This window comes from Caulobacter sp. ALps2, from assembly GCF_058681635.1.
The window spans coordinates 2,047,742-2,061,798 of sequence record NZ_CM178743.1 but is presented as its reverse complement, the minus strand read 5'-3'; the positions used below and the strand labels follow the sequence as shown (position 1 = coordinate 2,061,798).

The window sequence follows — 14,057 nt, the reverse complement described above, 5'->3', positions numbered from 1 at the left end:
CTTAAGGCCACAGCGCCGTAGGAAAGCCGACGCCACGCATGGCCGCCGACCTCGCCGCGCATGCGGACGAGGAACGGGAGCGATCCGCGAGACCGTAAAACGCGCGGAGCCGAAGTCCCCGCCCTTCGACAGGCTCAGGGCGAGGACGGACCCGGCGGCTTAAGCCGCGTCCAGATCCAGCGAGTACCCCGCCGAACGCACCGTGCGGATGGGGTCGCCATCCGACGAACCGTTCAGGGCCTTGCGCAGGCGGCCGATGTGGACGTCGACGGTGCGAGCCTCGACATAGACGTCCGAGCCCCAGACGGCGTCCAGCAGCTGTTCGCGGCTGAACACCCGGCCCGGGTGCTGCATCAGATAGTCCAGCAGGCGGAACTCGGTCGGGCCCAGGTGGATCTCCTTGCCCCCTCGCTTAACGCGATGGGCCACCCGGTCGATGATGATGTCGCCGACCGTGATGCGGTCATCGGCGAGGCCCGGGCGGATCCGGCGCAGCACCGCGCGGACGCGGGCGGTCAGCTCGACCATCGAGAAGGGCTTCACGACATAGTCGTCGGCGCCGGTGTCGAGGCCGCGGATACGATCCGTCTCCTCGCCTCGCGCCGTCAACATGATGATCGGCACGTTGCGAGTCTCGGCCCGGCCGCGCAGGCGGCGGCAGACCTCGATGCCCGAGACCTTCGGCAGCATCCAGTCGAGGATGACCAGGTCCGGGGCCCGCTCGTTGGCCATGATCAGGGCCTCTTCACCGTCGCCGGCGACGCCGACGCGGTAGCCCTCTTTGTCGAGGTTGTAGTGCAACAGGGTGGCGAGGGCGTCTTCGTCTTCCACCACCAGAACGTAGGGAGTCACTTCGGTTCGCCTCTATCGATTACTGCGCTACGACGTCGAGCTTGGGGCGCTGGGACACCAGCTCGTCGCCGGTCAGCTCGAAGTGGATGATCTCGGCGATGTTGGTGGCGTGGTCGCCGATCCGCTCAAGGTTCTTGGCCACGAACAACAGATGGGCGCAGGCGTTGATCGTGCGTGGATCGCCCATCATGTAGGTCAGCAGCTCGCGGAAGATCGAATTGTAGTGCTCGTCGACTTCCTCGTCGCGGCTCCACACGCCGATGGCGCGCTGCAGGTCCTTGGTCGTGTAGGCGTCCAGAACGTCCTTCAGGCGGCTCTGCACCAGCTTGCCCATCCGCTCGATCGAGCGGGTCAAGGCGGTCATCGGATCGGCTTCCGTGAGGATCAGCGCGCGCTTGCCGATGTTCTTGGCCATGTCGCCGCAGCGTTCCAGGCTCATCGAGATCTTCAGGGCGGCCACGGCGTGGCGCAGGTCCACGGCCATCGGCTGGCGCAAGGCGATCAGGCGGAAGGCCTTGCGTTCGATCTCGCCCTGCAGGGCGTCCAGGCGCTCGTCGCCGGCCACCACGGCCTGGGCCAGCGGCGCGTCGCGGCGGGCGATGGCGGCGATGCAATCGGCCACTTGGCTCTCGGCGATGCCGCCCATGCGGGTGACTTCGGCGGTCAGGTGAGCCAGCTCCTCGCCGTACGACTTGACGGTATGTTCGGTCATCTCGTGATCCTCCGCTTAGCCGAAGCGGCCGGTGATGTAGTCTTGAGTGCGGCTGTCGCGAGGATTGGTGAACATCTCCTCGGTCGGGCCGCTCTCGACCAGCTTGCCCAGGTGGAAGAAGGCCGTGCGTTGCGAGACGCGAGCGGCCTGGGCCATCGAGTGGGTGACGATGACGATGCAGAACTGGGTCCGCAGCTCGTCGATCAGCTCCTCGATCTTGGCGGTGGCGATCGGGTCCAGGGCCGAGCAGGGCTCGTCCATCAGGATCACTTCCGGCGACACGGCGATCGCGCGGGCGATCACCAGGCGCTGCTGCTGGCCGCCCGACAGGCCGGTGCCCGGCTGATGCAGGCGGTCGGCGACTTCGTTCCAGAGGCCGGCCTTCTTCAGGCTGCTCTCGACGACGGCTTCCAGGTCGGCCTTCGACGAGGCCAGGCCGTGGATGCGCGGGCCGTAGGCGACGTTCTCGAAGATGGTCTTCGGGAAGGGGTTCGGCTTCTGGAACACCATGCCGACCCGCGAGCGCAGGACCACCGGGTCGACGCTCTTGAGATTGACGTCGTTGCCGTCGATCTCGATCGAGCCTTCGACGCGGGCCGAGGGGATCGTGTCGTTCATGCGGTTGATGCAGCGCAGGAAGGTCGACTTGCCGCAGCCCGACGGGCCGATGAAGGCGGTGACCGACTTGGCCGGGATGTCGATGTTGACATCGAACAGCGCCTGCTTGTCGCCGTAGAAGACCTTGACGTCGCGCGCCTTGATCTTGGCCTCGCCGACCGCCGCGGAGGCGTGGGCGTGGGGGACGGTGGTTTGGACCACCGGCGTGCGGGCGGTGTCGTCGGGGCTTTGGACGGTCATGGCGTGTCCACGGAGAAGGGGCGAAGCGTTGGGGTTCAGGATCCGGGTCATGTGAAACCTACCAGCGGCGTTCGAAGCGGCGGCGCAGGATCACGGCCGCGGCATTCATGACGATCATGAAGACGAGCAGGACGATAATGGCGGCGGCGGTGCGCTCGTGAAAGGCCCGCTCGGAAGCGTTCTCCCAGATGAACACCTGGACCGGCAGGACGGTGGCCGCGCCGGTGAAGCCCTCCGGCACGCCGGGCACGAACGAGACCATGCCGATCATCAGCAGGGGGGCCGTCTCGCCCAGGGCGTGGGCCAGCGACAGGATGGCGCCGGTCATCACGCCGGGCATGGCCAGCGGCAGAACGTGGTGGAAGACTGTCTGGGTCTTCGAGGCGCCGACGCCCAGGGCGGCTTCCCGGATCGACGGCGGCACGGCCTTCAGAGCCGAACGGGTGGCGATGATGACGGTCGGCAGGGCCATCAGCGCCAGCACCAGGCCGCCGATCAGCGGCGAGCTGCGCGGCACGTTCAGCCAGTTGATGAAGAGCGCCAGGCCCAGCAGGCCGTAGACGATCGACGGCACCGCCGCCAGGTTGTTGATGTTGACCTCGATGATATCCGTCCAGCGGTTCTTCGGGGCGAATTCTTCCAGATAGGTCGCGGCCAGCACGCCGACGGGCACCGCGATCAGGGCGGTGATGATCAGCATCATGGCCGAGCCGACCACCGCGCCCAGCACGCCGGCCTGTTCGGGCTCGGTCGAGTCGGAATTGGTGAAGAAGGCGAAGTTGAAGCCCGACTTGATCGCGCCGGTCTTTTCAAGCTTGTCCAGCCAGTCCAACTGCTGGTTGTCCAGCTTGCGGTCGCCCTCGGCGATCGCGCGCTTGATTTCGCCCTTGAAGTAGAGGTCGGCGTCGGCCTTCAGCGGGCCGTGGATCTCGATCGTCTTGCCGATCAGCGACTGGTCGGCCTTCAGCTTGTTCAGGATCTGAAACCCGAAGTCGCGCGACACCAGGTCCTGAACCTTGGTCGAGGTGGAGCCCAGGTCATCGTCCTGCAGGTTCAACTTCTTCATCACCGCCTCGGCGACGATGTAGTCATAGTTGACCCCGGACAGGTCGGACGTGTCGATGCGATCCGGGTTCAGATAAACCGGCACGCTGAGCGTGTGGCTTTCGAACGTCGTGTAGCCTTGGCTCACGATCCGGCCGACCAGCACGACGAGGAACACCAGCGCGACGACGATCGCCGCGACGCCCTGGGCCTTGAACCGGCGTTCGGCGGCATGGCGCTTTTTCAGGCGGGCGGCGGCGGCCGTCAGGGCTTGGCGCGGGGCGGCCGCGCCGAGAGTGGCGTCAGTCATATTGTTCCCGGTACTTCTGGACGATGCGCAGGGCGACGATGTTCAGCGTCAGGGTCACCACGAACAGGGTGAGGCCCAGGCCGAAGGCCGACAGCGTCTTGGGGCTGTCGAACTCCTGGTCGCCGGTGAGCAAGGTGACGATCTGGACGGTGACGGTGGTCACGGTATCGAGCGGGTTGGCGGTCAGCTTGGCCTGCAGGCCGGCGGCCATGGTCACGATCATGGTCTCGCCGACGGCGCGGGACACGGCTAGCAGCATGGCGGCCATGATGCCCGGCAAGGCCGCCGGCAGAACGACCTTCTTGACCGTCTCCGACTTGGTGGCGCCCATGGCGTAGCTGCCGTCGCGGAGCGATTGCGGCACGGCGTTGATGATGTCGTCCGACAGCGAGGAGACGAACGGGATCAGCATGATGCCCATCACCACCCCGGCCACCAGGGCCATCTGGTTCTGGACCTCCATCAGATAGGTGGCCAGCGGGCTGGCCGGCAGGGCCGCGCCGATGGCGTTGAAGCCGGCGCGGAACAGGGGGCCCACGGTCAGGGCGGCGAAGAAGCCGTAGACCACGGTCGGCACGCCGGCCAGGATCTCCAGCAGGGGCTTCACCACGCCGCGGACGGTCCGATTGGCGTATTCCGACAGGTAGATCGCCGAATAGAGGCCGACAGGCGCGGCGACCAGCATGGCGATCAACATGATCAGGAAGGTGCCGGCGAACAGCGGCACGGCTCCGAAGGCGCCGGCCGAGGCGACCTGGTCGGCGCGCATGGCGATCTGCGGGCTCCATTCGGTGCCGAACAGGAACGCGATCGGATTGACGCTCTGGAAGAAGCGCCAGCTTTCCCAGACCAGCGAGAGCACGATGCCCAGTGTTGTCAGCACGGCCGCGACCGAGCAGCCGATCAGCAGGACGCCGACCCAGCCCTCGACCCGGTTGCGGGCGCGGAATTCAGTGGAGATACGCGGAAAGGCCAGCAGGAACCCGGCCAGCGCCAGCACACCGGCGCCGGCCAGCATGCCAATGTTCATCACCGTCTCGATGCGGCGAGCCTCCGCCACCTTGGCGTCGAGGGCGACCTTTATGTCGCCTTCGTAGGTCACCTCGGACGGGGCCTGCTTCGAGGCGATCGCGTGGGCGTCGCTATAGAAGACAGCCTGGCGGTCCGGTTCCAGCGCCTGGACGGCGGCGGGGCGGCCGGACTGCAGGATCGCGTCCTCGACGCGACCGCCGAAGGAGGCGCCCAGGAGCAGCAGCAGGGCGGCGGGCACGCCAGCCCAAAGAGCCGCGTAGGTTCCGTAGTAATCCGGCAGCGAGTGGAGAACGCGGGAACGCCCTCCGGCGGAGGCCACGGCGCGGCGACGGCCGGCGGCGAAAGCCACGCCGGAGAACAGCGCCAGGACGATAAGCGAGAGCCAGGTCAGCATGCGTGAGGCTAATCTTGCGCGAAGTGTGTCGAAGGCCCCGCAGGATCGCGCGCCTTCCCCCGCCCCGATCTATGCCGGGTCGGCGCTGTGCTTATGCGACGAATTGATGACAGTTTGACGACAGCGCCCGACGCCCCCGCGACGCTCGCCGCGTTGTCGGCGCCGGACGATATGCCGCGGCGGTGATCCGCGCCGACTACCCAATCCGAGGGTCGAAATTGCGACGTTATTTCAACGCTCTATTCCATAAAATAATATCGTGAGCGATTTTATCGCCCAAAATGGGTTCAAAATGGCGGCGCGTTCCAGGGCGAGTTCAGGACTTATTGACGTGGCCAGTCGCCATAGTCGCCCGCGTGTCAGTGGCGCCTTTGGGGGCGCCTTCGGGGGCGCGTATAGGAGTGATGTCGGCATCATGTTCAAACGTTCGCACGTCCGCGCGGTCGACACCCTGGCCGCCCTGGATCGGTCACTGGCGACGATCGAGTTCGACCCGAGCGGCAAGATCCTGTCGGCCAACGCCAACTTCTGCGCGGCCTTGGGCTATCGGCTGGACGAGATCGTCGGCCAGCATCACCGCATGTTCGTCGAGCCGGCCCACGCCGCCAGCGAGGAGTATGCGGCTTTCTGGCGGAAGCTGGGCCGGGGCGAGTTCGACGCCCGAGATTATCTGCGCCTGGGCAAGGGCGGCGTCGAGATCTGGATCCAGGCCTCGTACAATCCGATCCGCGACGGCCGCGGCCGCGTCGCCCGTATCGTCAAGATCGCCACGGTGATCACCGAGGAGAAGCGCAAGAGCGCCGAGGAACGCGGCAAGATGGAAGCCATCGGCCGCGCCCAGGCGGTGATCGAGTTCACGCCCGACGGCCAGATCATCACCGCCAACGACAACTTCCTGGGCGCGCTGGGCTATGCTCTGTCCGAGATCCAGGGCAAGCACCACCGGATGTTCGTCGAGCCGGGCTACGCCGGCTCGCCTGACTACGCCGCATTCTGGCGCAAGCTGAACGCCGGCGAGTTCGTGGCCGCGGAGTTCAAGCGCGTGGGCAAGGGCGGCAAGGAGGTCTGGATCCAGGCCTCGTACAATCCGATCTTCGATCACAAGCGCAACATCACCAAGATCGTGAAGTTCGCCACCGTCATCACCGGGCGGGTGCATGCGGTGAACGAGATCGCCACCGGCCTGGAGCACCTGGCCCACAACGACCTGACCTACCGAATCGAGCGGCCGATCGATCCGCGGTTCAGCAAGGTCCGCGAAGACTTCAACACCGCCATGGCGGTGTTGGACGAGGCCATGGGTGTGGTCGCCCACGCGACCCAGAGCGTCGGGGCCGGCGCCCAGGAGATCTCCACCGCCTCGGAAGACCTGGCCCAGCGCACCGAGCAACAAGCCGCCAACCTGGAAAAGACCGCCTCGGCCCTGGACGAGATCACCGCCACGGTCAGCCGCAGCGCCGACGGCGCCAAACAGGCGTCGCAGGCGGCGACCGCCGCTCGCGCCGACGCCGCCCGCTCGGGCGAGATCGTGGGCGACGCCGTTGCGGCCATGGGCGAGATCGAGGCCAGCTCGACCAAGATCACCAGCATCATCGGCGTCATCGACGAGATCGCCTTCCAGACCAACTTGCTGGCCCTGAACGCCGGCGTTGAAGCCGCGCGGGCGGGCGAAGCGGGCCGCGGCTTCGCGGTCGTGGCGTCCGAAGTGCGGGCCCTGGCCCAGCGCTCGGCCGAGGCGGCCAAGGAGATCAAGGCCCTGATCGCCAACAGCACCGCCCAGGTCGCGCGCGGCGTCCGCCTGGTCGGCGACACCGGCGAGGCCCTGTCGACCATCGTGGAGAAGGTCAGCCAGATCGACGGGCTGATCTCCGAGATCGCCGAGTCCTCGCGCGAGCAGTCCGTCGGACTTTCGGAGGTGAACACGGCCGTCAACCGGATGGACCAGGTCACGCAAAGCAACGCGGCCATGGTCGAGGAGGCCAATGCCGCGTCCGCCAGCCTGAAGCAGGAATCCGCCGAACTCACGGCGCTGGTCAGCCGGTTCGCGACCACCGCGACGGTACGGCAGGCGGCGCCGGTCGAGCGCCGCTCCGCGCCCCGTCAGGCGCGCGTCGCGCCGCGACGGCCCGGTTCGGCCGCCGTTGCGGTCAAATCGGACACGTGGACCGAATTCTAAGGTTTCAGGCCTCCGCCGTCGCCGCCGGTGTCGTTACGGGGGTCGCTCCGGCCTTGGCCATGGGCAGATAGACGCCGAAGGTCGCGCCTTCGCCGTGGATGCTCTCGACCGTCAGCCCGCCGCGGTGGCGGTTCATGATGTGCTTGACGATGGCCAGGCCCAGGCCCGTGCCCGAGCGGTCGCCGCTTTTCTGGCCCTCGACCCTGTAGAAGCGCTCGGTCAGGCGCGGCAGATGCTCGCGCGCCAGGCCCGGCCCCTTGTCGGTGACTCGCATCACGGCGTAGCGCTCTTCCGGATCGTGGTCGGGCGTCAACAGCGACATGCGCGCGGCGGCCGGGTCGCGGCCGAGGGCGGCGGCCTCGGCGCCCAGGCCCGGAAAGATCTCGACTCGCACCGTCTCGCCCTTGGGCGTGTACTTGATGGCGTTGTCGATCAGGTTCTGGATCACCTGGATGATCTGGTCACGATCGCCATCGACCACGGCCCCGCCGCGCGGCGGCAGCACCGGATCGAAGGTCACGCCCTTGTCGCGCGCCTGCGGGGCCAAGGCGTCGATCACGTCGACGGCGGCCATGGCCAGGTCGACCCGGCCGGCCGGAGCGATGTGCTCGTTCAGCTCGATGCGCGACAGACTCATCAGGTCGTCGATCAGGCGCGACATCCGCTCGGCCTGGGCCAGCATGATGGCCAGGAACTTGTCGCGGGCGCCCGGATCGTCCTTGGCATGACCACGCAGGGTCTCGATGAAGCCCGACAGCGAGGCCAGCGGCGTGCGCAGCTCATGACTCGCATTGGCGAGAAAGTCGGCGCGGGTGCGCTCGCTGCGGCGGGCGTCGGTCTCGTCGCGCAGGGCCAGCAGGGCCAGGCGCGAGCGGCCGGCGCTTTCCTTCAGCGGCCGGGCATGGGCTAGCCAGGCGCGGCCTTGGGTTCCGCCGGTCTCGAACTCGACCACACCCTCGACATTGCCGAACAAGGCCTCATCCACCGCCTCCAGCACGCGTGGATTGCGCACGGCGGTGACCAGGAGCGCGCCCTGATGCTGGATCTTGAAGAGGTCGCGGGCCGCGGCGTTGGCGAATAGGAAGCGGCGGCCGGTCAGGTCGTCGGCCTCCTCCGCGGCGATGACCATCAGGGGATCGGGCAGCCTGTCGAGAATCGCCCCGAAAGGCGGGACTTCCGCGACGGCGGCCACGGGAACAAGGCCGCCGGGCGCTGGAATCGGGACCGTGGCGGCCGCGCGGCGCGACAACCACCAGGCCGCGCCGCCCGTCGCCAGGGCCGCGACCACCGCCGGAACGGGTTGCGCCACGCCGACCACGGCCAGGCCCAGGATCACGCCAGGCCCAATCATGGAAGGCCAGAATGCGTTCGCGCGGCGGCTTTCAGGACCATCCGGGGGCGTGTTCGCCAGCGGCATGTGGAGGCTCACCGATTCAAGCGAGAGGCGATTCGTCGATCCAGATATGGCGCCCCGCCAAGCCATGCGATAGACGGATGACGTTTCAGTACGTGTCACGAGCGATATGCACCGCATTTTCGCCGCAACGTGACCCGAATTAGGTGCGCCGGTTTCCGTTGGGGTGTCATTCGTAATGCAGCGCAAGGTCCTGGTCGCGACGGTCGCGGCCGCTCCTCTCTTGGCCATGGGTTTCGCCGCGATGGCGGAAACCTCGGTCTCCACCGCGCGTACGACGCCCATCGCCACGAGCACGGCGACGGGTTCGGCGGCGGACGACATCAAGATCACCACCGATGGCTCGATCAAGCCGACGACATCGGGGGCCATCGTCACGATCGACAGCAACAACACGGTCACCAACCAGGGGACCATTTCGACGACCGGGGTGAACGACGGCGTCGGCGTGCTGATCATCGGCGGCAAGACCGGCGGCCTGGCCAACACCGGCACGATCTCGCTGCTGGAGGACTACACCCCGACCGACAGCGACTCGGATGGTGACCTGGACGGCGTGTTCGCGCAGGGCGCCAACCGCTTTGGCGTCCGCCTGACCAATGCCGGGACCTTCACCGGCAATATCGAGAACAGTGTCGGCGGCACGATCACGATCGAGGGCGCCAATTCGGCCGGCATGCTGCTCGAAGGCCCGGTCGTCGGTAACGTCACCAATCTGGGCACCATCAGCGTCGTCGGCGACAACGCCTATGGCGTGCGGATCGCCGCGCCGGTCACCGGCAAGGTGACCATGGGCGGCTCGATCAACGCCCAGGGCCAGGGCGCGGTCGCCCAGGCCATCGATTCGACCGTCAATGGCGCCCTGGTGCTGCAAGGCACGGCGACCGCTACCGGCTATCGCTACACCACGCGCCCGACCACGGTCGACGCGCTGAACAAGCTGGACGCCGACGACCTGCTGCAAGGCGGCCCGGCCGTCCGCGTGGCCGGCGACGTGACCGGCGGCGTGCTGCTGCAAGGCGCCAACTACTCGACCAAGGTCGGCGCCGACGGCAACACCGTCACCAGCACGACCACGTCCAGCACCTCTGGCACGTCCAGCATCAGCGTCTACGGCGGGGCCCCGGCCCTGCAGATCGGCTCGGCCAGCCAGAACGTGACCCTGGGCGCGGTCGGCGGCGCCGACAACGCCTACGGTCTGGTGGCCAAGGGCTCGATCGGCGCCTCGGGCGTCTATAACGGCGTGGCGGCCACGGCCATCTCGGTCGGCGCCGGCGGTGGTCGCACGACGACCCTGACGGGCGGCCTGCGCAACGACGGCCAGATCCAGGCCAGCAGCTTCGAGGCCGACTCCACGGGCATCGCCCTGAACACCGGCGCGGTCGTCAACGAGATCCTCAACCGCGGCGCCATCGCTTCGAGCTCGGCGTCCTACGCCGGCTCGGGCGTCACCGCGGCGGCCCGCGGCATCGTGCTGGGCGCCGGCTCGACCACCACCAGCGTCCGCAACACCGGCGCCATCACCGTCGGCCGCACGGGCGAGACCGGCGACGCCGTGGCGATCCTCGACCAGGCCGGTACGCTCAAGACGATCACCAACACCGGCTCGATCCGCGCGGTCGTCACCGCGCCGACCTTCAAGGCCGACGGCACGGCCGCGACCGTCACCGCCGCCGGCCAGGCGATCGCCCTGGACCTGCGGGCCAACAATTCGGGCGTGACCTTCACCCAGTCGGGTCCGGCGGACTACAGCTCGACCAGCACCTGGCCGAGCACGGACACCGTGGCCAGCGCCGACACCACCACCGTGACGATCGCCCCCAGCACCATCGGCGACGTCCTGTTCGGCGGCGGTGACGACACCCTGAACCTGTGGAGCGGCACCCTGCTGGGCAACATGTCGTTCGGCGCGGGCCAGGACCGCCTGTCGATCGACGGCGGCGCCGTGGCGCTGGGCAAGCTGAGCGACAGCGACGGCAGGCTCGACATCGCCGTGGCCAATGGCAGCCTGGGCATCGTCAACACCGACACGATCAATGTCTCCAGTCTGAACCTGGGCAGCAAGGCCAAGCTCCTGTTCTCGGCCGATCCGGCCGCTGGCCAGAACACCAAGCTGGTCGTCTCGGGCGCCACCAACATCGCCACCGGCGCCGAGCTGGGCATCCGCCTGGCCAACCTGGTCAAGGCGCCGACCACCTTCACGGTGATCCAGGGCAGCAACATCAATGTCGGCACGATCGGCAACGGCCTCCTGGCCGAGTCGCCGTACCTGTACGTGGCCACCAGCCGCGCCGACGCCAACAACGTCTATATCGACGTGCGCCGCCGTTCGGCCGCCGAGATCGGCTTCAACCGCGCCGAGACCTCGGCCTACGACGCCGTGTTCGCCGCCCTGGGCGCCAATACCGACGTGGCCACCCAGTTCCTGGGCCAGAACACCCGCGACGGTTTCCGCGATCTCTACGACCAGATGCTGCCCGACCAGGGCGAGGGCCTGTTCGCCGCCCTGCAATCGGTCAACCAGCAGATCTCGCAGGCCACCATGTTCCGCCCCGATCCGGGCGATCGTTATGGTCCCGACAGCATCTGGGTCCAGGAAATCAACTCGCTGACCCGTCGCGACACCGACCAGACCCTGGGTTCGGACACGCAGGCCTTCGGCTTCGTCGGCGGCTATGAGGCCATGGGCGACGCCGGCGGCGCGCTGGGCCTGACCCTGGCCTATGTCAGCGTCGAGGAACACGACACCGTCGCCAAGGTCGGCGAGCAGACCACGGCCTCGTTCGTCCAGACCGGCGCCTACTGGCGTCGTTCGGTCGGCGGCTGGCGCTTCAACACCGGCGGCGGCCTGGGCTACGGCTTCTTCCAAGGCGACCGGCGCTTCATCGCGCCGGACAACAACGCCGATGGCCTGGCCGACCTCGTCCTGCAGAACACCGCCGACTGGAAGGGCCTGACCGCCAACGCCTATGCGGGCGTCGCCTACGAACAGAAGTTCGGCCGCTTCTTCGCCCGTCCCGAAGGCCGCCTGGACTATGTGTGGCTGCGTGAAGGCAAGCGCACCGAGACGGGCGGCGGCGACGGCTTCGACCTGACCGTCAACAAGCGCACCTCCGACAACCTCAGCGGCGAGCTGGGCGTGGTGTTCGGCGCCGACTTCGGCAAGAACGTCTGGTGGCGTCCGGAAGTGCGGGTCGGCTATCGCCAGACCCTGGCCGGCGCGACCGGCGACACGATCGCGCGCTTCAAGGGCGGCAACCCGTTCACCCTGGCGGCGCTGAACGACAAGGACGGCGCCCTGACCGCGGGCTTCGCCCTGCGCGCCGGCACGCCGATGTCCTACCTGGCCCTGGAAGGCGGCGTCGAAGCCACCAAGAAGCAGAAGCGCTACAACCTGCGCCTCGCCGGACGTGCGATGTTCTGACGCACGCCAGAAAGGCCCGTTCGGGCCCAAACTTGAGCATTCGAGCATGGAGAGCCGCCCCGGGAGACCAGGGCGGCTTTTTCCATACACGGATGCTTAATCGTTCAAGTGTCTGATTTGGCGGAAGTTTCGCAGCGTTTTTCGCGACATTTCGCCGCGCCTGCAGAAAAACTCATGGCCGGTTTTCCTAATCTCGATTTGGCAGCTAGGGATAATCGCTTTCCCTAGCTCGGCAGGTTCGGCTCCGCCTAGCGTCGCCGAAAGGGGAATACATATGAGCAGAACCAAACTCGCCTTCCGCGCCGCGCTGATCGCCGGCGTGTCGCTGCTGGCCACGGCCGGCTCCGCGTCGGCTCAGACGGCGCCCAGCTCGCCGGAAGAGGCCGCCGCCCGCATCGCCGCGCTGGAGGCTCAGCTCCAGACGCTGCAACAACAGGTGGCCGACCTGAAGGCCGCCACCGCCGCCAGCCTGAAGGATGTTCGCGCGGCTCAGAGCGCCAACACCGTCAGCATCGCCGGCGGCCGGCCCACCATCGCCTCGGGCGACGGCGCCTACAGCGCCACCCTGCACGGGGTGATGCAACTGGACGCCGCCCAATATTTCCAGGACAAGGGCCTCCCCGCCGCGCTGGGCAACGCCCGCGACCTAAACAACGGCACCAACTTCCGCCGCGCCCGCCTGGGCGTCGACGGCAAGTTCGCCAGGAATTTCGAATACTCGGTCCTGTTGGATTTCGGCGGCGCGGGCACGGACGGCGCCGGCCAGCTGCAGGAGCTGTTCGTCCAGTACAACTACGCGCCCTTCAAGATCCGGGTCGGCACATACGCCCCGAACCTTGGCCTGGAAGACGCGGCCTCGACCAACGGCTCGCTGTTCCCCGAACGCCCGTCAGCGGCGGAGGCCGCTCGTGGCCTGGCCGGCGCCGACCGCCGCATCGCCCTGCAGGGCCAGGTCATCCAGGAGCGTTGGCTGCTGTCGGGCGCGGTCACCGGCGCCAAGGCCGGCGACGGCCAGACCTTCGACGAGCAACTGGGCTATCTGGGCCGCTTCGCCTTCATTCCGGCCAAGGGGCCGGACTGGCGGATCCATGTCGGCGCGAACGCCAGCGTGGTGGCCACCCCAGCCCAGTCCGCGGCCCTGACCGGCGCCTACGCCGTGACCATCCAGGACCGTCCGGAACTACGCGTCGACGGCCAGCAGTTGGTCACCACCGGCGCGATCAACGCCAAGGGCGCGCGTCATTACGGCCTGGAACTGGCGGCCCAGAAGAAGGGCCTGCTGATCCAGGGCGAGTATTTCGACTACAAGATCGACCGCCGCGACGCGGCCGCTGGCGTCAGCGACCCGAAGTTCACCGGCTGGTACGTGGAAGGCGGCTGGGTGCTGACGGGCGAAGCTCGCAAGTACAACCCCAACACCTTCGCCTTCGACGCCCCCTCGATCGCCAACCCCTTCGATCCGAAGGCCGGCAAGTGGGGCGCCTGGGAACTGGCTGGCCGCTACTCGGTGCTGGACCTGAACCACCACGAGAACGCGACCCTGGCCGGCGACCGCGTGCGCGGCGGCGAGCAGACCATCTGGACCGTCGGCATGAACTGGTTCCCGAACTCGTTGACCAAGTTCTCGCTGGACTACCTGGACGTCGACATCGACCGCAAGGATCCGGCCGGCGGCCTGCTGCCGCTAAGCCAGAGCTACCAGGCCGTCAACTTCCGCAGCCAGTTCGCGTTCTAACCTCGCGGAGCCGCCCGCTTCATCCATTGAAGCGTCGAGGCGGGCGGCCCACCTCTTTCCCGATATCCCCGCGCCGCGCGCGTCGCCTCGAAAAGACCCTCCAGAA

9 protein-coding genes are annotated in these 14,057 nt (G+C 67.7%); 3 read left to right on the top strand and 6 right to left on the bottom strand.

The window, feature by feature from the left end:
• Positions 1–159: 159 nt before the first annotated feature.
• The 5 genes from phoB to pstC are packed head-to-tail and all read right to left on the bottom strand — an operon-like array spanning position 160 to position 5,202.
• On the bottom strand, positions 160–852 hold the full coding sequence (gene phoB, locus ACW173_RS09875; RefSeq protein ID WP_492084986.1) for a phosphate regulon transcriptional regulator PhoB: 693 nt from the start codon (positions 850–852) through the stop codon (positions 160–162).
• 19 nt (positions 853–871) lie between these two features.
• Positions 872–1,564 carry a phosphate signaling complex protein PhoU gene (gene phoU / locus ACW173_RS09870; RefSeq protein ID WP_492084984.1) on the bottom strand — a complete coding sequence of 231 codons (693 nt, stop codon included), beginning with the start codon at positions 1,562–1,564 and terminating at the stop codon, positions 872–874.
• 15 nt (positions 1,565–1,579) lie between these two features.
• Positions 1,580–2,422 carry a phosphate ABC transporter ATP-binding protein PstB gene (gene pstB, locus ACW173_RS09865; RefSeq protein WP_492084982.1) on the bottom strand — a complete coding sequence of 281 codons (843 nt, stop codon included), beginning with the start codon at positions 2,420–2,422 and terminating at the stop codon, positions 1,580–1,582.
• 58 nt (positions 2,423–2,480) lie between these two features.
• Complete coding sequence (pstA, locus tag ACW173_RS09860; protein WP_492084980.1) at positions 2,481–3,776, bottom strand: phosphate ABC transporter permease PstA; 1,296 nt, start codon at positions 3,774–3,776, stop codon at positions 2,481–2,483.
• Positions 3,769–5,202, bottom strand: coding sequence for a phosphate ABC transporter permease subunit PstC (pstC, locus tag ACW173_RS09855; protein WP_492084978.1), 1,434 nt, complete (start codon positions 5,200–5,202; stop codon positions 3,769–3,771). Before pstC ends, pstA begins: the two co-directional genes overlap by 8 nt.
• A gap of 415 nt (positions 5,203–5,617) precedes the next feature.
• Here pstC and ACW173_RS09850 point away from each other — a divergent pair, with 415 nt between their 5' ends.
• Positions 5,618–7,378, top strand: a complete 1,761-nt coding sequence (locus tag ACW173_RS09850) for a methyl-accepting chemotaxis protein (protein ID WP_492084976.1) — start codon at positions 5,618–5,620, stop codon at positions 7,376–7,378.
• Positions 7,379–7,382: 4 nt separating this feature from the next.
• Here ACW173_RS09850 and ACW173_RS09845 read toward each other — a convergent pair whose 3' ends face one another.
• On the bottom strand, positions 7,383–8,795 hold the full coding sequence (locus ACW173_RS09845) for a sensor histidine kinase (RefSeq protein ID WP_492084975.1): 1,413 nt from the start codon (positions 8,793–8,795) through the stop codon (positions 7,383–7,385).
• Between the two features lie 163 nt (positions 8,796–8,958).
• Between ACW173_RS09845 and ACW173_RS09840 the strand changes: the two genes are divergently transcribed.
• Together ACW173_RS09840 and ACW173_RS09835 are read left to right on the top strand one after the other, a co-directional pair.
• Complete coding sequence (locus ACW173_RS09840; RefSeq protein WP_492084973.1) at positions 8,959–12,216, top strand: autotransporter outer membrane beta-barrel domain-containing protein; 3,258 nt, start codon at positions 8,959–8,961, stop codon at positions 12,214–12,216.
• Positions 12,217–12,490: 274 nt separating this feature from the next.
• Positions 12,491–13,951 carry an OprO/OprP family phosphate-selective porin gene (locus ACW173_RS09835; RefSeq protein WP_492084971.1) on the top strand — a complete coding sequence of 487 codons (1,461 nt, stop codon included), beginning with the start codon at positions 12,491–12,493 and terminating at the stop codon, positions 13,949–13,951.
• Positions 13,952–14,057 lie beyond the last annotated feature (106 nt).

What these genes read in the sequence shown, in the direction of transcription:
- ACW173_RS09845 (WP_492084975.1), bottom strand. Translation starts at nt 8,795, where the DNA reads ATGCCGCTGGCGAACACGCCCCCGGATGGTCCTGAAAGCCGCCGCGCG.
- pstA (WP_492084980.1), bottom strand. Translation starts at nt 3,776, where the DNA reads ATGACTGACGCCACTCTCGGCGCGGCCGCCCCGCGCCAAGCCCTGACG.
- ACW173_RS09850 (WP_492084976.1), top strand. Translation starts at nt 5,618, where the DNA reads ATGTTCAAACGTTCGCACGTCCGCGCGGTCGACACCCTGGCCGCCCTG.
- pstB (WP_492084982.1), bottom strand. Translation starts at nt 2,422, where the DNA reads ATGACCGTCCAAAGCCCCGACGACACCGCCCGCACGCCGGTGGTCCAA.
- ACW173_RS09835 (WP_492084971.1), top strand. Translation starts at nt 12,491, where the DNA reads ATGAGCAGAACCAAACTCGCCTTCCGCGCCGCGCTGATCGCCGGCGTG.
- phoU (WP_492084984.1), bottom strand. Translation starts at nt 1,564, where the DNA reads ATGACCGAACATACCGTCAAGTCGTACGGCGAGGAGCTGGCTCACCTG.
- pstC (WP_492084978.1), bottom strand. Translation starts at nt 5,202, where the DNA reads ATGCTGACCTGGCTCTCGCTTATCGTCCTGGCGCTGTTCTCCGGCGTG.